The organism is Pseudogemmatithrix spongiicola (genome assembly GCF_030623445.1).
Lineage (GTDB): Bacteria > Gemmatimonadota > Gemmatimonadetes > Gemmatimonadales > Gemmatimonadaceae > Pseudogemmatithrix > Pseudogemmatithrix spongiicola.
The window spans coordinates 539456-561006 of the sequence record NZ_CP130613.1 but is presented as its reverse complement, the minus strand read 5'-3'; the positions used below and the strand labels follow the sequence as shown (position 1 = coordinate 561006).

Annotated in this window: 18 protein-coding genes and 5 tRNA genes; 10 read left to right on the top strand and 13 right to left on the bottom strand. The window is 66.3% G+C overall.

The features are described 5' to 3' along the window. Positions 1–14 precede the first annotated feature (14 nt). A complete protein-coding gene (locus tag Strain318_RS02540) occupies positions 15–3347 on the bottom strand; it encodes a SusC/RagA family TonB-linked outer membrane protein (RefSeq protein ID WP_367886964.1) in 3333 nt (1110 codons plus the stop codon). Positions 3348–3694: 347 nt separating this feature from the next. On the opposite strand from Strain318_RS02540, the gene Strain318_RS02535 reads away from it, so the two are divergent. Beyond that, positions 3695–4387 carry a DsbA family protein gene (locus tag Strain318_RS02535; protein WP_367886963.1) on the top strand — a complete coding sequence of 231 codons (693 nt, stop codon included), beginning with the start codon at positions 3695–3697 and terminating at the stop codon, positions 4385–4387. A 34-nt stretch (positions 4388–4421) separates the two neighbouring features. After that, positions 4422–5705 carry a 3-deoxy-D-manno-octulosonic acid transferase gene (locus Strain318_RS02530; protein ID WP_367886962.1) on the top strand — a complete coding sequence of 428 codons (1284 nt, stop codon included), beginning with the start codon at positions 4422–4424 and terminating at the stop codon, positions 5703–5705. Here the strand turns inward: Strain318_RS02530 and Strain318_RS02525 are convergent. The 9 genes from Strain318_RS02525 to Strain318_RS02485 form a co-directional block, all read right to left on the bottom strand. Next, positions 5702–6328, bottom strand: coding sequence for a hypothetical protein (locus Strain318_RS02525; RefSeq protein ID WP_367886961.1), 627 nt, complete (start codon positions 6326–6328; stop codon positions 5702–5704). The genes Strain318_RS02530 and Strain318_RS02525 overlap by 4 nt on opposite strands. A gap of 266 nt (positions 6329–6594) precedes the next feature. Further along, entirely contained in the window at positions 6595–6840 is a 246-nt protein-coding gene (gene atpC / locus Strain318_RS02520) for a F0F1 ATP synthase subunit epsilon (RefSeq protein ID WP_367886960.1), read from the bottom strand. Between the two features lie 5 nt (positions 6841–6845). After that, positions 6846–8273, bottom strand: coding sequence for a F0F1 ATP synthase subunit beta (gene atpD / locus Strain318_RS02515; RefSeq protein WP_367886959.1), 1428 nt, complete (start codon positions 8271–8273; stop codon positions 6846–6848). A gap of 6 nt (positions 8274–8279) precedes the next feature. Beyond that, positions 8280–9143 (bottom strand): ATP synthase F1 subunit gamma, encoded by an 864-nt coding sequence (gene atpG / locus Strain318_RS02510; RefSeq protein ID WP_367886958.1) that lies wholly within the window; start codon positions 9141–9143, stop codon positions 8280–8282. A gap of 5 nt (positions 9144–9148) precedes the next feature. Continuing rightward, positions 9149–10714 carry a F0F1 ATP synthase subunit alpha gene (atpA, locus tag Strain318_RS02505; protein WP_367886957.1) on the bottom strand — a complete coding sequence of 522 codons (1566 nt, stop codon included), beginning with the start codon at positions 10712–10714 and terminating at the stop codon, positions 9149–9151. Between the two features lie 361 nt (positions 10715–11075). After that, on the bottom strand, positions 11076–11885 hold the full coding sequence (locus Strain318_RS02500; protein ID WP_367886956.1) for a helix-turn-helix domain-containing protein: 810 nt from the start codon (positions 11883–11885) through the stop codon (positions 11076–11078). Next, positions 11885–12373, bottom strand: coding sequence for an NUDIX hydrolase (locus Strain318_RS02495; RefSeq protein ID WP_367886955.1), 489 nt, complete (start codon positions 12371–12373; stop codon positions 11885–11887). The genes Strain318_RS02500 and Strain318_RS02495 overlap by 1 nt, the downstream gene beginning before the upstream one ends. Beyond that, entirely contained in the window at positions 12370–13128 is a 759-nt protein-coding gene (locus Strain318_RS02490) for an ABC transporter ATP-binding protein (RefSeq protein WP_367886954.1), read from the bottom strand. Before Strain318_RS02490 ends, Strain318_RS02495 begins: the two co-directional genes overlap by 4 nt. Before the next feature lie 152 nt (positions 13129–13280). Next, entirely contained in the window at positions 13281–14171 is an 891-nt protein-coding gene (locus Strain318_RS02485; RefSeq protein WP_367886953.1) for a sigma-70 family RNA polymerase sigma factor, read from the bottom strand. A 175-nt stretch (positions 14172–14346) separates the two neighbouring features. Here Strain318_RS02485 and Strain318_RS02480 point away from each other — a divergent pair. The 6 genes from Strain318_RS02480 (at position 14347) to Strain318_RS02455 (ending at position 16692) form a co-directional block, all read left to right on the top strand. Continuing rightward, positions 14347–14419, top strand: a tRNA-Ala gene (locus Strain318_RS02480). Between the two features lie 35 nt (positions 14420–14454). Then, positions 14455–14527: transfer RNA gene (locus Strain318_RS02475), tRNA-Gly, on the top strand. A gap of 74 nt (positions 14528–14601) precedes the next feature. Further along, positions 14602–14675, top strand: a tRNA-Val gene (locus Strain318_RS02470). A 128-nt stretch (positions 14676–14803) separates the two neighbouring features. Beyond that, positions 14804–16339: a tetratricopeptide repeat protein gene (locus tag Strain318_RS02465; protein ID WP_367886952.1), complete on the top strand. Its 1536-nt coding sequence runs from the start codon at positions 14804–14806 to the stop codon at positions 16337–16339. Between the two features lie 148 nt (positions 16340–16487). Next, positions 16488–16561: transfer RNA gene (locus Strain318_RS02460), tRNA-Arg, on the top strand. 57 nt (positions 16562–16618) lie between these two features. After that, a tRNA-Pro gene (locus Strain318_RS02455) sits at positions 16619–16692 on the top strand. Positions 16693–17991: 1299 nt separating this feature from the next. Here Strain318_RS02455 and Strain318_RS02450 read toward each other — a convergent pair. The 3 genes from Strain318_RS02450 to Strain318_RS02440 all read right to left on the bottom strand — a co-directional run bounded on the left by Strain318_RS02450 (position 17992) and on the right by Strain318_RS02440 (position 19589). Further along, positions 17992–18600, bottom strand: coding sequence for a hypothetical protein (locus tag Strain318_RS02450; RefSeq protein WP_367886951.1), 609 nt, complete (start codon positions 18598–18600; stop codon positions 17992–17994). A gap of 179 nt (positions 18601–18779) precedes the next feature. Next, complete coding sequence (locus Strain318_RS02445; protein WP_367886950.1) at positions 18780–19202, bottom strand: hypothetical protein; 423 nt, start codon at positions 19200–19202, stop codon at positions 18780–18782. 180 nt (positions 19203–19382) lie between these two features. Further along, a complete protein-coding gene (locus Strain318_RS02440) occupies positions 19383–19589 on the bottom strand; it encodes a helix-turn-helix domain-containing protein (RefSeq protein WP_367886949.1) in 207 nt (68 codons plus the stop codon). A gap of 172 nt (positions 19590–19761) precedes the next feature. Between Strain318_RS02440 and Strain318_RS02435 the strand changes: the two genes are divergently transcribed. Further along, positions 19762–20865: an NHL repeat-containing protein gene (locus Strain318_RS02435; RefSeq protein ID WP_367886948.1), complete on the top strand. Its 1104-nt coding sequence runs from the start codon at positions 19762–19764 to the stop codon at positions 20863–20865. Positions 20866–20938: 73 nt separating this feature from the next. Then, positions 20939–21409, top strand: a complete 471-nt coding sequence (locus Strain318_RS02430) for a hypothetical protein (RefSeq protein ID WP_367886947.1) — start codon at positions 20939–20941, stop codon at positions 21407–21409. Positions 21410–21551: the final 142 nt, after the last annotated feature.

The following is a 21551-nucleotide window of genomic DNA, read 5'->3' as shown; positions in this document are numbered from 1 at the left end:
GGCCCCGCTCGCCGTCAGAAGCTCGTGCTGATCTGGAAGGAGATGGTGCGGAGGTTCGGGAAGCCGAAGGCATCGATGGCGTTCAGCACGCCCGAGCCCAGGGTACCGCCACCCACACCGACTTCAGGATCGAAACCGTTGTAATCGCTGAACGTGATCAGGTTGCGGCCGATCAGCGACACGTTCCAGTCACCCACGCCGGCGATGCGGCCGACGCGGTAGCCGAGCGAAAGCTCACGCAGCTTCACGAAGCTGGCGTCTTCCACCGTGTTGTTGTTCGGGGCGAGCACGTCGTACAGACCGCCGATGCCCGTCGAACCACCCGCCGCGTTGGCGCGGAAGTAGTAGCCGATCGGCTTGGCGTTGGAGACCGTGCGACCAGCCTGGTCGGACTCGGAGTACATGAAGTCACCGAGCGACCACTGACGCGCCTCGTTCCAGACGTTCTTGCCGACCGTGGCGTCGAACAGCATGAAGGCCGAGAAGCGCTTGTAGCTCAGGTTCTGCGAGAGCGACCAGCGGAAGTCCGGCAGCGCGTTGCCGACCGGCAGCACCGGCACGCCCGTGGCGTCACGGACCAGGATCGGCAGACCCCAGTTCTGGTCGGCCAGGCCGTACGGGTGATCCGCCGACGGGATCGACGTGAACCACAGGTTCTTCGTGATGCCGTCGCCCAGCGTGTTGCCCGTGCCGACGTAGACCACGAAGCCTTCGTCGTTGACCTGGTACTCACGGCCCGCACCGCAGCGCGACTGGAACGCCGTCGGCATCATCGAGCAGGACTTCATGAAGCGGCGGCCGTAGATCTCGCCGAGGTTCCCGCCCTCGACGATCTTGAACATCGTGCCCGAACCCTGCTGGCCCGCGGCGTCCACGAAGTACTCGGGGACGTTGAGCTTCGTGATCTCCGACGTCGTGCGGTCGTAGAGGACACGGGCCGACCACGACAGGTCACGCGACTGGATCAGCGGCAGGTTGAGCGAAACCTCGAACGTGTTGTTCGTCAGCTGACCGGCGTTCCGCCACTGGGTGTTGAAGCCCGCCGAGGACGGGGGCGGCACCGGGAGGATCTGGTCGTTGATGACGTTGCGCGAGTTCGTGAGCGTGAGCGCGTACTTGCTCATGATCTCGACGTCCACGCCGATTTCCGTCTCCGTCGACACTTCCGGGCGGAGGTTGCGGTTACCGAGCTGGTTCGGCGTGAGCACACCGCCGGCGCCGATGTTGAACGTCTCGTACTGCGCCGCGAAGGACGGACGGTTACCCGCCTGACCGACGGAGGCGCGGAACTTCAGGTCGGAGATCTGGTCGAAGTTGAACCAGGACTCTTCCGACGCACGCCAGGCGAACGAGGCGCGGCCGTAGGTCTGCCAGCGGTTCGCGGAACCGAACAGCGAGGCGCCGTCGCGACGCACGAGGGCGCTCGCGATGTAGCGACCCTGATAGTCGAGGTCGAGGTTCACGAACATACCGATCTGCCGGACGTCAGTGCGGCTGCCGTCATAGTACCAGTTCTGGATCGTCGCGTCCGGATCGGCGAGACCCGGCACCACGATGTTCGTGCCGCCCGACTGGAAGTCGGTGTTGCTCTGGGCCTCGAACAGGTAGCGGCCGGAGAGGCGGGCCGAGAGCGCGTCCTCCATGAAGCTGCGGCGCGCCGTCACGTCGAGCGAGCTGTTGATCGAGTACTGCGAGCCGGCGTCGCGGTCGTTGAAGCCGAGGTTGGTATTCGGGTTCGGCGTCGTCGTGCGGTAGCCGCGGTCACCCTGCGAGGCCTGGAAGTTCTCGCGGCCGTCGTAACCGAAGTTGAACTCGCCGTCGAGCCACGCAAGCGGCTGCCAGCGCGTGGTGATCTGGCCGAGGAAGCGCGAGATCTGGTTGAGCGCGTCGAAGTTCTCGGCCTCGTAGGCCGGGTTCTGGTTCTGCGCGCCCTGGTTCACGACGACCGAGCGGATGAACAGGCGGTCGCGGGAGTCGCGACGGAGCAGGTTCACGTAGGCCGGCTGGCGCGTCAGGCGGAACCACGCATTGCGGAGACCCTGGTTGTTGTCGTCGATGCTCGTGAAGCTCGTGCGCACGCCGAAGCTGAAGGCGTTGGCCATCGTCTGGTCGACGTTGAGGCGCAGCGAGTTGCGGCGGTAGCCTTCGAGGAACTTCACCGCGCCCTGCTGGCGGAACTGGTTGCCGGAGGCGAAGAAGTTCGTGCGGCCGATGCGGCCCGTCGCGTCCACCGTGAAGTTGTACGTCTCGCCGCTCGTCAGGAACGACCGGATCGGGTTGTACGTGGTCGGGTAGGTGACGTTCTGGAAGAGGCCGCGGGCGCCGGCCTGGTTGATCACGATGCCGATGCCGTTGTCGTTGAGGAACAGCGACGGCGGCAGGGCGAAGTCACCACCCTGGTCGTTGATGCGGAACGCCTCGGCCTCGATGTCGACCGTGCGCGAGCAGGCCGGCTGGCCGGCCTGGTTGATGCAGAAGCGCTGATAGTCCTTGTCCATCAGCATCATGTGCGTCTTCGGATAGTTGTACTCGTTCTCGATGTCCGAAGCGCCGTACTCGACCTGCGAGCGGAAGCGGACGCCTTCACCGGCGTTCCGGCCCGAGCGGGTCGTGATCTGGATGACGCCGTTGCCGGCGCGCGAGCCGTAGAGCGACGAGGCCGCGGCACCCTTCACGACTTCGATGCTCTCGATGTCCTGCGGGTTGATGTCCGCAAGGGAGCCCTGCGAGATCACGCCGTCAATGATGTACAGCGGGTCCTGGCCGCGGTTCTCCGCGTTGATCGACTGGGGGCCACGGAGAATCACCGCCGGAGCGGCACCCGGGCGACCCGACGACGACACGATGTTCGCGCCCGGCACCTTGCCCTGGATCTGCGAGAGCGGGTTCGCCCCCGGCACCGGCATGTCCTCGGCGCTCACCTGCGCGACCGCGAAGGGCAGCTTCTTGATTTCCGTCGCGCCCGTCACGCCGGTCACGACGACCTGGCTGAGGCGGTTCACGTCCTGCTTCAACGTGAAGTCATGCGACTGCGATCCACCCTCGAGGGTGATCGTCTTCTGATCCGGTACATACCCGAACGACCGCACGCGGAGCACCACCTGCTGGCCGCGCACGCGCGCACCAGGAATTGCGATGGTGTACCGTCCCTCTTCGTTCGTGCCAACAGAGATCGCAAGCGCCTCGATCGATACGTTGGCTCCGAAGAGCGGCTGTCCACCCTCTGCCGTAATCCGGCCGGTGATCGTCGCGGCATTCTGCGCCTGCGCGATCTCCGCCGAACCCACGGAGAGGAGCAGCCCGAGGATGGAGGCGCCAAGCCTCCGCATCCCGTTCCGTCCCAGCATGAGCATACCTCGTGAAGGGGTTTCACTACGCGTGCGGTGCGTGCGGATCACACTCACCGCCGAACCAACAACAACGGCAATCGCCCTAGGGCGATCACAGGTACTGCAACCATAGGAACAAAGGAACTTCCCCCCGCTAAAGGGGGTAGGCCGACCGCTTAGGGTAACGCGGGTGTCACATGTGGCGCAAGTCACTAAACCATTACCGTCACGACCCGCGCCAAACGAAACCCGAATAGCCCCGCGTCGCTTTTGGCGGCGCTGCTCCCCATACCGGGCTCGGGCCTAGGGCGTCACAAACCCAATGACGCATGCCCGCGGAAGGGGGTCACCACTATCCTTATAGTATGCGCTTTCCCCACGCCCTCCTTCTCGCCGTCGCGACGCTCGGCTTCGCCGGGTGCTCCGCCGCCGAAGCCTCGCCGGACCGTTCCATCGACGCGTCCGTCGACGCGTCCGTCGCGTCCGCCCCTGTCGACTCCCTGCGCGACGCCGTCCTCAACCGCGCAGACCTCGGCCGCATCAGCGGCCGCGATTCCGCCAAAGTCTGGCTCGTCGTCATCTCCGACTTCCAGTGCCCGTTCTGCAAGCGCTGGCATGAGCAGACCGCACCGCAACTCATCGAGCAGTACGTACGCACCGGCAAGGTCCGCATCGCGTACCTCAACCTGCCCATCTCCACGCATCGCAACGCCCAGCCCGCGCACGAAGCGGCGATGTGCGCCTCCGAGCAAGGCGCGTTCTGGCCCGTCGCCGACGCGCTCTTCGCGTCGCAGGACGCGTGGAAGTCCAAGTTCGAGGTCGAACCCTACTTCGACTCGCTCGCCACCCGCCATGTGCGCGACGCGGCGCGCTTCCGCGCCTGCATCCGCGATGGCCACACGCGCGCGCTGATCAACACCGACGTCTCGCGCATCACGCGCCTGGGCGTGGGCTCGACGCCGACGTTCTTCGTCGGCTCGCAGATGATCGTCGGCGCACAACCCTACGCCGCATTCGCCCGCGCCCTCGACGCGGCACTCGCGGCCGCTCCGCGCTGAGGCGCGCTCGCACCGCGCCACCGAGCTCGCCGCCGTGCACCCCGCCCTGACCTGGCCCTATCGCGCGACGACGGCGCTGGCCGAGTGGCTGGCGTGGCTGCCGCTGCCGGGTCAGGGCAAACTCGCGCGATCGCTGCGGCATCGCCGACACGCGCTGCGGCCGTTCCTCGAGTTCGCCCGCATCCGGCGCGATCCCGCGCGACCGCTCGTCTGGATCCACGCGCCGTCCGTCGGCGAAGGCCTGCAGGCGAAGCCGGTCATCCAGTTGCTGCGCGAACGTCGGCCCGACGTGCAACTCGTATACACGCATTTCTCGCCGAGCGCCGAGGCGATGGCCCGCGGCCTCGACGCCGATCTCGCGGCGTACCTGCCCTTCGATCGCCCGCACAACGCCGAGGTCCTGCTCGACGCGCTGCGCCCGACGGCACTCGTGTATAGCAAGCTCGACGTGTGGCCGATGCTCACCGCAGCCGCGGCGCGGCGCGGCGTCCGGCTTGGCATGGTCTCGGCGACGCTCTCCTCCCGCTCTGGCCGCAGCGGTCCGATGGCCCGCGCGCTCCTCCACGACGCCTATGCCGCCCTCGATGCGGTGGGTGCGATCGATCCCGACGATGCCGATCGACTCGTCGCGCTTGGCGTGCGGCGCGAGCGCATCCGGATCACGGGCGACACGCGCTACGACCAAGTCGCGGCGCGCGCCAAGTCGCGGAACCTCGCGTCAGCGCTGCTCGCGCCACTGCGCAGCGCGAGGCCGACGCTCGTCGCGGGCTCGACCTGGCCCGCGGACGAGGCCGTACTGCTCCCGGCGTGGCGCGCGCTGCGCGTCGCCGTGCCCGAGGCGCGACTCATCATCGCGCCCCACGAACCCACGGAGGCGCATTGCGCACCGGTGCGCCGCTGGGCGCAGGAAGCCGGCATCGGCCTGAGCACGCTCGATGCGGCGGGCGCCGACGATGATGTGGTGCTCGTCGACCGTGTCGGCGTCCTCGGCGATCTCTACGCGCTGGGCGATGCGGCCTTCGTCGGCGGCGGATTCCATGCCGCAGGCCTGCACTCGGTGCTCGAACCCGCGAGCTTCGGCATGCCGGTGCTCTTCGGGCCGCGGCATCACGGGAGTCGCGACGCGCGGTTGCTTTACGAAGCCCGCGGCGGCGAGCCGGTGCGCGACGTCCCGGAGTTGGTGCGCGCGCTGCGCATCCTGTTCACGGAGCCGGACACGCGCGAGCGCGCCGGGGAGGCCGCGCTCGCCGTGGTCCGCGAGGGAGTGGGTGCCGCCGAGCGCAGCTACGCGCTCGTCACGGAGCTGCTGGGCGCCTAGCGCAGGCCGCGCGGCAACCAGACGAAGCTGAGGCCGAAGGCGTCGCCGTTGCCGATCGTGGCGGAGACGCGCACCTGCATCCGCTCGTTGATCTCGAAGGCGCCACCGAGATCGACGTCGATGTTCGTGTCGGTGCCGCTGCCGGCGGCGGTCTTCACGCGGTCTACCGACAGGCGCGGATGCACGAACGGCGTGACCGCCATCTTGCCCTCGAGCGGAAAGCGATGGCCGATGGCGACGCCGACGGGAATCCGGAAGGCATCGTAGCGATCGCCGCTGACGATGCCGACGCCGGCACCGAGCACCATGTCGAACGGCAGGTCGGCCGTCGCGCGCATCAGCTGGTAGTGGAACGAACCGCCGATGATCAGCGCGCCGTCGTCGTTTAGCGGGCCGTCGCCGTCGGAGATGCCGAGATCGGCCGTGAACTGCGTGCGCGCGGTGCCGAGGCCCTCACGCCACTGGAAGAGCAGCGCCGAACCGCCGTCCCAGTCGACGAGGCCGAAGTTGTACTCGCGCTCGGCCACGCGCGTGGGCTGGAACGACGGATAGAAGCCCGCCTGCGCGGCGAGCGAGAGCGGCAGGATCAGCAGTGCGACGAACGCCAGCGAGAGCTTACGCATAGGGAAATGATGGTCTTGGGGGAACAGTCAGCGCGGCACCGTGGCGCGCGCGGCCAACACTTAGACGCATAACCCGCGAGTGGGGTTTCGTTCCTTCAGTGACTGCGTGAATGGTGCGGTGCGTCACATCAGCGGCGACTCACCACGAAGGCACGAAGGGCTCCCAGCAGACTTTCGGGCCCGCGACTCCAAGAAGCATCGCTGCTTCGGCGTCGCGGGCCCGATCGATTGTCGCGGCTCCCTTCGTGCCTTCGTGGTGAAAGCGGTTACAGCTTCGCCGCCTTCTCCGTCACGACGCGCACGACGTTGTCGACGACCTGCATGAACCCACCCTCGACGCTGAAGCGCTGCGCGCCGTCGCCGATGCGGAGTTCGCCCTTGCCGAGCACGGTCACCATCGGCGCGTGGTTCTCGAGGATGCCGACTTCGCCGTCGAAGGCGGGCGCGACCAGCTGCCGCGCCTCACCTTCGAACAGCGTCGCTTCGGGGCTGATGACCGAGATCTTGAGCATCAGGTTCAGCCCTGGAGGGCCTTGGCGTTCTCGACGACGTCGTCGATGCCGCCGGCCATGAAGAAGGCCTGCTCCGGCAGGTGGTCGAACTCGCCGGCGACGAGGCGCTCGAACGAGCTGATCGTCTCCTCGAGCTTCACGAACTTGCCCGGGCGGCCCGTAAACTGCTCGGCCACCGCGAACGGCTGCGACATGAAGCGCTGGATGCGGCGCGCACGGCCGACGATCTTCTTGTCGTCTTCCGAGAGCTCGTCCATGCCGAGGATCGCGATGATGTCCTGGAGCTCCTTGTAGCGCTGCAGGATGCGCTGCACCGCCGTCGCGGCCTTGTAGTGGCGCTCGCCGACGAACTGCGGATCGAGGATGCGCGAGCCCGAGGCCAGCGGGTCCACGGCGGGGTAGATGCCGAGCTCCGTGATGGCGCGCGAGAGCACGACCGTCGCGTCGAGGTGGGCGAAGGCCGTGGCCGGCGCCGGGTCCGTGATGTCGTCGGCCGGCACGTAGATGGCCTGCACCGACGTGATGGAACCGTCGCGCGTCGAGGTGATGCGCTCCTGCAGCTCGCCCATCTCCGTCGCCAGCGTCGGCTGGTAACCCACGGCGCTGGGCATGCGGCCGAGCAGCGCGGACACTTCCGAGCCGGCCTGCGTGAAGCGGAAGATGTTGTCGATGAAGACGAGCACGTCCGCCTTCTCCTTGTCGCGGAAGTACTCGGCGACCGTCAGGCCGGCGAGACCCACGCGGAGGCGCGCACCCGGCGGCTCGTTCATCTGACCGTAGATGAGCGCGACCTTGTCCAGGATGTTCGCTTCCTTGAACTCGAGGTAGAGGTCGTTGCCCTCACGCGTGCGCTCGCCCACGCCGCAGAACACGGACTTACCGCCGTGCGCCTTCGCGACGTTGTTGATGAGCTCCTGGATGACGACCGTCTTGCCGACGCCGGCGCCGCCGAAGAGACCGATCTTGCCACCCTTCACGAAGGGGGCGATGAGGTCGATGACCTTGATGCCGGTCTCGAAGATCTCCGTCTTCGGCTCGAGGGCGACGAAGTCCGGGCGCTTGCGGTGGATCGGCCAGCGCTCGACCGAGGCCGGGATGTCGGCGCCCATGTCCACCGGCTCGCCGAGCACGTTGAGGATGCGGCCGAGGGAGGCCTCACCCACCGGCACCGCGATGGCGGCGCCCGTGTCGATGGCGGTCATGCCGCGCGTGATGCCGTCGGTGGAGCTCATGGCGACGGCGCGGATCTGGTTGCGGCCGATATGCTGCTGCACCTCGGCGACGACGCGGATCTGCTGGCCGGCGTCGGTGGTCGCCTTGATCTCGATGGCGTTGTAGAGCTCGGGGAGCTGCTCGGAAGCGAACTCGACGTCGATGACCGGTCCGATGACCTGGACGATCTTGCCCGTGTTGGTAGCGGTAGCGGTAGTCATTTATGGTCAGCCCTGGAGCGCAGCGGCACCGCCGACGATCTCGGCGATTTCCTGCGTGATCTGCGCCTGACGGGCGCGGTTGTAGGTGCGACGGAGGAGCGTGAGCATCTCGCCAGCGTTATCCGTGGCGTTCTTCATGGCCGTGCGGCGCGCCGCCTGCTCGGCGGCGGCCGTCTCGACGAGCGCGCGGTACACGGCATTGCGCACGTACGAGGGCAGCAACTCGGTGAGGATCTCCTCAGCCGAGGGATACAGCAGGTAATCCTTCTGGGCGCCCTTGGTGGCCGGCGGCTCCACGGGCAGCACACGCTCCGTGGTCGGCGGCGTCGAGAGCACCGAGTTGAACTTGGAGCCGATCACGTACACCGCATCGAGGTCGCCGGCGACGAAGCGCGCCATCAGCTCGTCGACGAGCGAGGCGGCATCCGCGGCCGTCGGCTTGTCGGTGATGTCCGTGCGCTGGACCTTCACGTCGCGGCCGATGTAGCGGAAGTAGCCCAGACCCTTCTTGCCGACGACGTGCAGCTCGACGGCGATGCCCTGCCCTTCGAGCTTCGCGAGCGTCGTGCGGGCTTCCTTGATGAGGTTCGCGTTGAACGCGCCGGCGAGGCCGCGGTTCGACGTGAGCAGCACCAGCGCCGCGCGCGTGACCTTCTCCGGCTGGCGGAGCAGCGGGAAGCGCTCGGCCAGCTCCGGGTTGTAGAGCGACGCGATCACGTCGCCGAGGGCCCGCGCATACGGCTTCGCCGCCGTGACGCGATCCACCGCCCGCTTCATCTTGGACGTGGCGACCATCTCCATCGTCCGCGTGATCTTGCGGGTGTTCTCGACGGACTTGATGCGGCCCTTGAGCTCTCTGCCCTTGGCCATCTCGGTTACCGGCTCTTCTTGTACTGCTCGATCGCGCGACGCAGCTCGGCTTCCGTGTCCTTGGAGACCAGGCGGTCCTTCTTGATCGCGTCACCGACCTGCGGGAACTGGGCCTTCATGTACGCGTGGAACCCGGCTTCCCAGTCGCGCACCTGCGCGACCGGCACGTCGTCGATGTAGCCGTTCGAGACCGCGAAGATGATCATGACCTGCGTCTCGAAGCCCATCGGCTGGTACTGGCCCTGCTTGAGGACTTCCACGGTACGGGCACCGCGCTCCAGCTGCTTCTTCGTCGCGGCGTCGAGGTCCGAGGCGAAGGCGGCGAAGGCTTCGAGCTCGCGGTACTGGGCGAGGTCGAGGCGCAGGCGGCCGGCGACGGACTTCATGGCCTTGGTCTGCGCCGAGCCACCAACGCGGGACACCGAGATGCCGACGTTGATCGCGGGGCGGACGCCGGCGAAGAACAGGTCGGACTCGAGGAAGATCTGGCCGTCGGTGATCGAGATGACGTTCGTCGGGATGTACGCCGACACGTCACCGGCCTGCGTTTCGATGATCGGCAGCGCGGTCAGCGAGCCACAGGCGGCGAAGATCGTCTTGTTGTCGATGATCTTCGGGTCGGTCGAGAGCTTCGCGGCGCGCTCGAGGAGACGGCTGTGGAGATAGAACACGTCGCCCGGGAAGGCTTCGCGGCCCGGCGGACGACGGAGCACCAGCGAGAGCTGGCGGTAGGCCGCGGCCTGCTTGGAGAGGTCGTCGTAGACGGCCAGCGTGGCCTTGCCCTCGTGGTACATGAAGTACTCGGCCATCGCGACGCCCGAGTAGGGCGCGATGTACTGCATCGGGGCCGGGTCGGAGGCCGAGGCGACGACGACGATGGTGTACTCCATCGCGCCGGCGGCCTTGAGCTTCTCGACGACGCTCGCCACGGTCGAGGCCTTCTGGCCGATCGCGACGTAGACGCAGATGACGTCCTGGCCCTTCTGGTTGATGATCGTGTCGATCGCGATCGCGGTCTTGCCCGTGCCGCGGTCACCGATGATGAGCTCGCGCTGGCCGCGGCCGATCGGGATCATGGCGTCGATGGCCTTGATGCCGGTCTGCATCGGCTCGCCGACGGGCTGACGGACGATGATGCCCGGCGCTTCGGATTCCACCTTGCGCGACATCGTCGTGGCGATCGGGCCCTGGCCGTCGATCGGACGACCGAGCGCGTCGACGACGCGGCCGATCATCGCCGGACCGACCGGCACCTCGAGCACGCGGGCGGTGCGACGGACCTCGTCGCCTTCCTTGATCTTCAGGTAGTCGCCGAGCACGACGGCGCCGATGTTGTCCTCTTCGAGGTTCAGCGCGAGGGCCGTGATGGTCTCGCCGGTCTCGGAGGACTTGATCTCGAGCATTTCGCCGGCCATCGCCTTCTGGAGGCCGTAGATGCGAGCGACACCGTCCTTCACTTCGAGGACGGAACCAACCTCTTCGACGTCGAGGGTATTGAGGTCAGCCGCCTCGATTTCGCGGAGGAGGATGTCCTTGATCTCGCCCGGGCGCAGCGCCGTCTGGGAAGCCATATCGGTAGCGGAAAAGAGCGTGAGGGAAAACGCGATTTTGCGGTGACGCGCGCGCGTCAGTTTTGTGACGCGGCGCGTGTTCTGGTACAGCTTGTGAAAATAATCACAATCTGGGGGCGGATGCAACTGGTCTCATGCCGAGTTGCGGGTCTGCCTGGCGTCACTTGCTCGGCTAGCCGGACTTGAATCAAGTCGAACAATGACAACTACTTAGCCACAGAGACGCAGAGGCACGGAGGATTGCGCGACGCCACGCCTGATGTGGCGCGGACGCCCTCTCATGCGGCGGTCGATGCTGCCGATGTCTGTGCGAGGCACGCATCGCTCTGTGTCTCCGTGCCTCTGTGGCCCCGCCGTTGACTCAACTGCGCGAACGCCCGCGGCCCTGCTTCACGAAGCGATCCATCAAGTCGGTGGGCCGCAGCCGCGTGAGCGAGCCGCTCTTCACACCGACGAGGCGCTGGCAACTGGCACTCAGATGCGACGCCGAGGCGAAGCCGAGCACGCGCGCGATGTCCGGGAGGTCATAGCCGGGATTCTTCGCCAGCTCCGCGGCGGCCAGCAGGCGCACGAGATCGATCACGCGCTTCAGGTTGGGGGCACCGTCGGCGGCGAAGCGGCGGCTCAAGTGCTCACGCGTGAGCCCGACGGCCTGCGCGATGGCCTCGGTGCGGACGGTGCGGCCACCCTGCGCCACCACGTAGCGCCAGGCCTCGTGCTGCAGCGGCGTCGTGAGCCCGATGCGGGACTCCGCCCCGCGCAACGCGGTCGCGAAGCGCACCGTGAACGTCGCGGGCAGGATGAGGTCGCGGCAGAGGTCGTCCTCGACGCCCTCCACGAGGCAGTCGGCGAACTCGAGTCCCCAGGCGCGCGAGAGCACAGGCATTTCCGCGGGGCGCATCGCGGCATAGGCGAAGAACGGGATGCTCGGGAACTCGCGCGCCGTGGCCGCCACCGCCCATGCGTCGTCGCTGGCTTGACCGAGGTCGACGACGACGGCGTCGACCAGCGTGTCCTGCAGGGCGGCGACCAGTTCGTCGCGGCCGCGCGCGAACGCGAGCTTGGCGCGGCGGCGCGGCAGCACCCGGCGCAGCGCATCGCGGCAGCGTTCACGCCCGGTGAACGCGACGACCGTCGGTGGGGCCAAGGGCCCGAGGAGACGCTCGGGCATCAGGAGACGCCGGGAAGCGGCGTGTCGACGGCGTCGTCCGCTGGCGCGAGTTCGCGGCCCTCGAGGATCGCCTGCGCCTGCTCGAGCACCGCGCGCGCGTTGTCGTAGGCGATCATCTTGGTGGCCTGCTCGTAGGTCGCCCAGCGGCAGGCGGTGATGCCTTCCTTGGCCTGCGGCGCCGTGCGGCGCTGCGTGGTCTCCATCAGGAAGAAATGGCAGGTCTTGTGGATCTTCCGGCCGCGGAAGCGGAACGTCCAGTCGATGGTCTCGACGGCCGACCGCAGCTCCACGTCCGCGATACCCGTTTCCTCCGCGACCTCGCGTACCGCCGCCGCGTCGGGGGCCTCGCCGTCCTCGAGGTGCCCCTTGGGGAATCCCCAGTTGCGGTACGGATCGCGGATCAGCAGGAAGAACGTGCGCTCGCCATCGCGGCGGAACACGATGCCGCCGGCGCTCACTTCCTCCCGCGGCTTCTTCTTGCGCGTCACCGCGTGAGGCCCGCGCCCGATTCGAGCTCTGGGCGCCCTTCGATGAACTGCCGCACGACGGGATCCGTGGTGTGCTGGATCTCGTCCACGGTGCCGACCTGCTGCACGCGGCCCTCGTAGAGCATCGCGATGCGCGTGCCCACGGTGTAGGCCGAGCGCATGTCATGCGTGATGACGATGCCGGTCACGCCGAGCTGCTTCTGCATGCGCACCATCAGCGCGTCGATGACGGCGCTGGTGACGGGGTCGAGGCCGGTGGTCGGTTCGTCGTAGAGGAGGTACTTGGGGCGCAGCGCGACGGAACGCGCGATGCCGACGCGCTTGCGCATGCCGCCGGAGAGCTCGGAGGGCAGGCGGTCGGCGACGTTGTCGTCGAGGTCCACGAGCCCGAGGGATTCGTGCACGCGATCTTTGATCTGCGCTTCGGTCAACTGCCCCTGCTTGCGGAGGCCCATCGCGACGTTGTCGTAGATGGACATGGAGTCGAAGAGGGCGGCGAACTGGAACACGTACCCGATCTTGCCGCGCAGGGCGTAGAGGTCCTGGCGCGACAGGGTCTGCGGGTCGACGCCGTCCACGATGACACGGCCTTCGTCCGGTTCGAGCAGGCCGACGATGTGCTTGATCGCGACCGACTTGCCGGTGCCCGAGAAGCCGATGATGACCATCGTCTCGCCTTCGTTGACCTCGAGGGAGAAGCCGCGGAGGACGCGGTTCTCGCCGAAGGCCTTGTGGAGATTCTCGAAGACGATCACGGCAAGGAGCAGATGTGAGATGTAAGATGTGAGATGTAAGTGAACGGAATATGCAGCTTTGTGAGGCCACTCGCATCTACGCCTGTGAAAAAGGCGGCCGGTAACACCGGCCGCCGATCTCACATCTCACATCTTACATCTCACATCTGCAGTTAGGCCGCAAAACTGCCCAGCGCGCGTCCCACATCCCCCTCGCGCAGCCGCTTGAGCGCACGGTCGCGCAGCTGGCGGACGCGCTCGCGCGTGACGCCGAGCATGGAGCCGATTTCCTCGAGCGTGTGCTCGCGGCCGCCTTCGAGGCCGAAGTAGAGGCGCAGCACCTTGGCGTCGCGCGGGGGCAGCGTGTTGAGCGCGTGCTCGATCTCGTCGTTGAGGAAGCGGTTCATGGCCTCTTCCTCGGTGTCGGGCATCTCGTCGGCGACGAAGCGCTCGATGAGCGAGCGATCGCCGTCGGGATCCATCGGGGCGTCGAGGCGGACGTCGCCGGTGTTGAGCGCGGCGAGCGACTGCACGACGTCGACGGACAGGCCGGTGACCTGCGAGAGCTCTTCCGGGGTGGGCTCGCGGCGGAGCTTCTGGCGGAGGATCTCGGAGGCCTTGATGATGCGCGAGAGGTCGGCGGTGCGGTTGAGCGGCACGCGCACGGTGCGGCCCTGGCGCGCGAGCGAGCTCAGGATCGCCTGGCGGATCCACCACACGGCGTAGGAGATGAACTTCACGCCCTGGTCCGGATCGAACTTGCGGGCGGCGGTGAGCAGGCCGACGTTGCCCTCGCCGATGAGGTCGATGAGCGGCAGGCCGCGGTTCTGGTACTTCTTGGCGACGGAGATGACGAAGCGCAGGTTGCGCTTCACGAGCTCCTGGAGCGCATCCTGGTCGCCGGCCCGGATCTTCCGGGCGACCTCGATCTCCTCGTTGCCCTTGAGCAGCGGGTAGGTGGAGACCTCGTAGAGGTACTGGTCGAGGATGTCGCGTTCGGGCTCGCTCGGGGCGATGCCAGCGGGGGCCGTGCGGCGCTTCCGCTTCTTGACTTCAGTTGCCATGGCTATGCAGTCCTGGGCCGTGGTGCAGCCCGGCGAAATTCGGAGGGGTGGAGCGAGCCCTAAGATAAGCGTTTCCTGCGTCGGCGCCAGTTTCATGCCTTGACCATCTACATACTCTCGGATAGCTTCCTCGGTTCCTGTCAGACACGTCCAGAACACCGGGCGTTGCTGCTGCGGGGGCGTAGCTCAGTTGGGAGAGCGCTTGAATGGCATTCAAGAGGTCAGGGGTTCGATTCCCCTCGCCTCCACTGCCGACCCAGGACAGCGGGCGGTGTGGATACACGCGGGAATAGCTCAGTTGGTAGAGCACAACCTTGCCAAGGTTGGGGTCGCGGGTTCGAGTCCCGTTTCCCGCTCTGCCGCCAGTATCGGCGGCTGATGGTCAACGCTTGACGGCTCCGGAACGTTCAAGAGCCGATCGGGTAGTGAAGGGCGGTTAGCTCAGTTGGTTAGAGCGCCACGTTGACATCGTGGAGGTCACAAGTTCGAGTCTTGTACCGCCCATCGCCCCGCGAGGTCACTCGTGGGGCGTTTGTTTCCGGCCCCGTTGGATGCAGGTTCCATAGCAGGTTCGTTGGCCCCCATCGGCCGTCGCGCCGTCTGCGCCCGGCCCTCCTTCCAGATCGCGACCGATGCTTACCTCGCTCCGCGTCCCCGCACTCGCCGCCGGCCTCGCACTGGCGCTCCCCGCCGGCCTCGCCGCGCAGGAGTGCGCCGTCGACTTCACCCAGCCGACGCAGCTCTTCACGGCGAACATCGCCATCCAGCGCGCCGCCGGCGATCCGGCCGGCGAGGGCACGCCCCGCGCCCTGCGCGACGCCGCCCGCTCGCTTCAGGATGCGCGCCGCTTCGTCGGCAACCCCGTCGGCTACGCCTACGCGCGCGCGCAGCTGGCCATCGTCTGGCTGCACCGCGACGACACCCCGGCCACGATGACGCAGGCCGACCTCAACCTCGGGCGCGACCGCACGACGCCGGTCGACCTCATCGGCATGGCGGATTCGCTGCTGCGCGTCGTCGAGTCGGCGATGCCAGAGTGCAAGGACGAGACGCTCCGCTGGCGGCAGTCGAAGCCCTGGAACGACCGGATCGCGGCGGCGTACCGCCTCATCAACGCCGACGAGCTGGACTCGGCGCAGCACTACCTCACGCAGGCCGCCCGCCTCGACCGCAGCTCGCCGTACCTGTTCAACGCGCGGGCCCAGATCGCGCTGAAGCGCGGCCAGCAGGAGACGGCCGTCGCCGAGCTCGACACGGCCATCGCCCTCGCCGCGGCCGACACGGCGCTGGCGGACACGCGGCGCCAGATGCGCATCCAGCGCGCGAGCATCATCCAGGAGTGGGGCGGCGGCCTCGAGGACATCGCGGCCCGCAAGGCCGCCCTGTCGCGCGCCGCGCGCGAGTTCCTCGCGCTCGGCCACGAGTCGCCGGAGCATGAGCAGACGGCGATGTTCGTCTCGGTGGGCCTCGACATCGCGATGCTCGTGCAGGACTCGGTGTTGACGCTCGAAGGCCTCAAGCCGATGCTCGAGAACCCGGCGCCCTATGCCGACCTCGCGCTGCTGATCGGCGCCGAGGTGAGCCGCATGAGCGGCAACCTGCCGAACGCGATGACGCTGTACCAGGAAACGCTGAAGAAGAACCCGAACGCGCGCGATGCGAACTACTTCCTCGCGTACCTGCTCATCGACGCCAATCGCGGCGAGGAAGCGCTGCCGCTGCTGGACCGCCTGATCGAGATCGATCCGTCGAACGGCGACAACTACCTGCTCAAGTCGATCGTCATCCGCAACCGCGCGACGGCCGCCCAGACGCGCCGCGACGCCACGCGTGACGCCACGCAGCGGCAGACGCTGCTGCGCGAGATCCGCGCCCTGACCGCCCAGGCCGACTCGCTGGGCGCGAAGGAATCGGGCATGCCGCAGAAGGTGCAGGTCATCGGCTTCGAGCGCCGTCCCGAGGGCGCGAAGCTGAACGGCACGATCGAGAACCGCACGCAGGCGGCCAAGACCTACACGGTGGAGATGTCGTTCCTCAACGCCGCCGGTGAAGTGCTCGAGACGCTGACCGCGACGACGGAGTCGATCGCCGGCGGCGCGACGGGTGGCTTCGAGATCATCGCGACCAAGCCGGGGATCGTGGCCTGGCGCTACAAGGCCCTGCCATAGGGCACGCGACGCAGGGTGAAGGGGTGGGCTCGAGGACTCGGGCCCACCCCTTCGCATTTCCGGTGGTCTCGATGCGTTGACGCCTCCTCAGGGGGCCACTATCTTTCGGATTCCCTCGGAGCGCGTGACCGGCATCGAGGCGCAGGATGCGCTCGTAGCTCAATTGGATAGAGCATCTGACTACGGATCAGAAGGTTGGGAGTTCGAGTCTCTCCGGGCGCATGGAAACGGCAGTGATGAGTTGGCAGTAGGGAGTTGGAAGAGTCTTTACCGAATGATCGGGGCGTAGCTTAGCCCGGTAGAGCGCCTGCTTCGGGAGCAGGAGGTCGGAGGTTCAAATCCTCTCGCCCCGACTGTACGTAAAATGAAGCCCTGCAATGACATTGGTCGTTGCAGGGCTTCATCGGTTCAGTGTCCACAAGACCCTCCAGTGTCCGCCAAGTGTCTGTCCGCATCTCGGTTAAGCTTGGCGTCGCAGCTGGACTGCCGACGAATCACCTCTCGGGAGGAAGAATGGCAGGCGCGAGATGCGCGCGCAGTCACTCGCTATTCAGGCTTCCGTGTTGGTTCAAGAACTCCCTAACGGACTCCGGGATGTCGGCTCCTAGAAGCGGTAGAATCCGACGAATCTCGAGTGCGAGCAGTTTGTGTTCCTTTCGTGAGGACGAGCTGCTGCGAGCCCGACCCAACCAGGCAGCAACCTCGCTCCAGTCGCGCCCCCAGTTGAGCGGCCCCTCGAGGAGTTCAGAGCCAGCCGTCAGCCTTTGGACGCCAATGCAACTCTCGCAGTACACGCGCATCCCAGCCGCGCGGCCCTCGTAGCACCATAGAACCGAGGTTGCCGGCGCGGCGCAGCGCTCGCATCTAGGCGGTCCAGTCAGCGTCCGTCCTCAAGCGTGGTGTACACATCGAGCATACGAACCCTCCCGAAACCAACAAGGTCGCGCTCGGGCGATTCGCTGAGCATTTCAAGGATGCCGGCGGCTCGCGAGAACGAGCTCGTGGCGGGCGAGTCGTACGCTGGATCTCTCCTGAACCGCACTCGTCTCTCTCTGCTCCCGACAAGCGTGTCCGACGCGATTCGAGCTGCCATACGAAGCCCCATCGCCAACTCGCGCGGCCCCGCGTCGGAAGCACGCAAAACGAGCACAAGGGGCGCCGCGGGATCAGTCGGGCGCTTGATCACGACAGCGACAGTCGCCGAATCTCTATCGATCGACGGACTGAGGATTACTCGAACTCGCTGAGCCCTTCTCTCGACGGCGGCGCCCCGAATCCTTCTTGCTCTCTCAGCTCGGACGTTTGCCAGAGCATTCAAGAGCGGCTCGTACTCGGTTGCCGGTGTGGATGCAATGATCGCGACTGTTCTTGGCGAGGGAACCAAGATCGTTCGTTCACGCTCCCGGGACTCCGGTGGCACCTGCTCCAGGAGTGAACTCACTATTTGCGAATCAAGGGCAGCCAGAGCCGTCGAAGACAGAACAGCCAACGCACGAGGACTTGCTTCATCAATCAGTCGCGCAGTGCGTCCGGCACCGTCGACGGCAAACGCTCGACTGTCGGAGCAGCTCACAAGCAAGCAAAACGTGAGAGCGCAAACCAAGAGGGGAAGCCGCATGGCGAATATTGCGGGGATTCTACGGGTCATGTGTTCATTCCTCGAAAACTGGGTTGCACCAGCTGTCGAGTACAATCTCGTAATACGCACCGTAGCTATCATATCCGACAAGCACCAACTCCCAGCATTCCAGTCCGGACATTCCGGGTCTCAGCCTCGTCACCGTGGTGGGTTCAAAGTCGCTTGGAAAGGCGTGTCCCCACACCGGCCCCATCCAAGCCACCCGTGTGACCCAGCCATAAAAAAACGTCCAGGTTCTTGTACAACTCGCCAATACTCCAGGCACGCCACTACTTGCCTGCCAGTACCATGTCTTCCCCTCATACTGAGTCTCTTTGGGAAAGACTTCGTACCAGCCTTGGCCGAAAAGGACAGGCTGAATTCTCGTCGTCAGCGAAAACGTGTGAGGCCGGAACGGCACCTCAGCTCCGGCCGGTTGCTGCCACTTCTGCACATTGAACGTGATTCCCGTCATGCTGGAATAGTGACCATCGATTGGTGGCAGCATTTGCGGACAAAGCACCGGGGCACCTTCGAAGTCATCCGAGATGCTGTCGTCGAGAAGGGAGATTCGATGCGCTCCTGTGAGCAGAAGCACGAGTGTGGTCACCCACATAATCCGATTGAGCGAGCGAACCTGCATTCCCCCTCCGCTAGTCAGTTTCGGGCTAGTCGCTTTCAGAAGGCCGCCGGATTACCCTCAGCTTCGAGAATATGAGAAGCGAAATCGCGGCGTGCAACAGCGGACTCGGCGGGCGGCGAGGCCTGCCGAAACGCCAAGGGAATGTGCTAGTGGCACGAGGCCGGGAGTCACCTTCTAACCTAGTTGTAGTGACTCAGCACGTTGTTGACAGATACTGGGCGAGCCGCATCGCCGGGGTCTGGTGGCCGAGCGCGCTCTGCCGGCGCTCCGTGTTGTAGAAGGACGGATAGTGCGCGGGTGCGCCAGCCGGAGCGGGCGTAGGCGCGGTTGTACGCCCGTTCATTGATAAGCGTGCGGATGAAGCGCTCGGCCTTGCCGTTGGTCTGCGGGCGATTGGGCCGCGTGAAGCGCTGGCCGATCCCGAGCGCGAGGGCCTGCTCGCCGAAGGGCAGCGCGCGGTAGCAGCTGCCGTTGTCGGTGAGGATGCGCTCGACGACGTGCACGTCCTCCCAGCCCCGCCCGTGCGTGCGGCGGCGCCGGTCGCCGTGGATGCGATGCCCCACGAGACTGATGCGGCCGAGCTTTTTGATGTCGAGATGCACGAGCTCGCCGGGCCTGTCGCGCTCGTAGCGGACGATCCGCCGCGGGCCGTCGACCGCCGGGAGGCGGCCCAGGCCGAGGCGGCGCAGCTCGCGGCCGACGGTCGACAGCGGGATGCCGCAGTGCTGCGCGATGCGCCGGCCGGACCAGCGCTGGCCGCGCCGCTTGCGGATCTGCCGGCGCTAGCGCCGCAGGATCCACGTCGGCGAGTGATGCGGTTTGGACGAGCGCGTCTCGACGTCGTCGGGGCGCTCGAGCCAGGCGTGGATGGTCTGGCGCGAGACGCCGAGCTCGCGGGCGACCTGGGCCACGGGGATGCCCGCCGCCACGCGGCGGCACGCCTCCCGTCGCAGATACGGCGTCAAGCGTGCATTCTTGTGGGTGTTCATGGGGCCGCTGGCGTTGCCGGTTGAGTGTCTCGACAACCCCAGCTTGGTGAGGCTACGCCCTGTGAACAACCTCCTGAGCAATAAGACCTAGGCCATCTTGACAGTTCACGCTCCCGTCCCCAGCGTAGCTCGCGCTGCAACCCATGAGCCGCCTTCCTCCTAATCTATCGAGATGCGTGCAATCATTGCGTCTTCGGCCCTCGCCGCGCTCGTGCTGTCCGCTAGCGTCACGTACGGTCAGGCGGATGCCCGCATCGTTCCTGACCAACCGACGTGTTCACGATGCGTCATCAATCTGCGGCAACTGCTGACCCTGAAGACCGGAGACAGCACCGTCTCGTGGATCCCCGGCGACGTGCTACTTACGCAGAGCGGGGCGGTATACGTCATCGAGGTGGGAGAGCTCCCGCGACGGTTCTCCCGAGACGGACAGTTCTTGGGGGTGGTGGGAACTGCGGGACGTGGCCCGAACGAGTTCGCAGGAACCGTTGGCCTCGCACAGGCACCCGGGGACAGTACACTCGCCGTTCAAATCGACGGCCGCGTGCTCGTCATTGACCCGTCAGGCGTACCGCGTCGGGAGGTCACACTTCCGACTCCCCTTGCCCCGCTCAAAGTCGTCGAGTGGCCGAGCCGGGTGCTTGCTACCGGATTTCTTGGATCGCCAGAGGCCGCCGGATTTCAGATGCACGTGCTCGACCTTTCCGGTCCTCGCGCAAGGGTGCTCACGTCGTTCGGCTGGGAGCGTGGCCGCATGGTGCCAGGAGGGAACGCGACCATCCCGCAGAACGTGTCGACTCCGAAGCAGGCGAACTTCTGGATGTCGGACCCGTTGGAGTATCGCCTAGCGCGATGGAGTGCCTCGGGACAGCACCTCGCCGAGCTTCGTCGGTCTCCGGAGTGGTTTCGCGGACGTTCACAGGCGTGGATTGGAAACCCGAACACGCCGCCGCCGCCCAGTGTGATCGGCATTGCGGAAGACACCGAAGGGCTGTTGTGGGTCTACATTCGCGTACCGAGGGCCAACTGGCGAGCCGGATGGCCCCGAGTGCAAGAGGGAGTTCGAGAACTGTCATCGCGCTCCATCGACTTCGCTAAGCTCTTCGAGGTTCAGGTCGAAGTCATTGACCCCGACCGAGGAAGAGTGGTCGCTCGCCAAATGCTACGGGAGTTCGTCTTCGACGTACTGGATAACGGCGACCTCGTCACTTACCGCACGGTCGCAGACGGATTGCCAGAGATCAGCGTGCTCCGACCGCGCCTGACAAGGCCCTAGCGACCGCGGCCCCCACACGTAACGGTCAATCGCAGTTCCCCGGCAACAGCACACCTCAACAGGAGCACCTCTCATGAAGATTCTCATGACCCTGATTGCTGCGCTTACGGTGGTGGCGGCGGACTCGCCACCGCCCGCGCCTTCCGCGCCTGCGCAGGGTGGCTGTTACGGCATGTGGTACTGCACCGGCGGCCACTACATGCTCCCGGGACCGATCGGCGCGTACCGGGATCACCACGGTGACTGTAGAGTTTGCTTAGTCGAAGGAGGCTGCCACGCGGGATGTTTTGAGGTGGACGCGGGAAAGAAAGTGGACTACACCCGAATGGTCGCCTCGGCCGCGGCAATGGACGTACAGGGCGTGATCGACGCCGCAGCAGTCGCCCGAGAGTTCGCGCTCTTCAACTCGGAGCGCTCGTCCGTTCAGATCCTGTCTTGCGACAAGGCCACGATCATAGCCTCGATTCCCGTGGAGGGCGTGACCCGTCAGCTCGCTGCAGCACGCCTGCGCGGAGTGCCAACCCACCTCGCGGCGGGAGAGTAGATCACGGAGGCTGGATGCACGGCGGGGACGGGATCAGCAAGTGGCGATCCCGTACCCGCTTGGTTTTCGTGGTTGACATTGCGGACGTCAATTGCCACACGATCGGACATGCCGCAGAGATATCTTTCGATACGCACGCTTG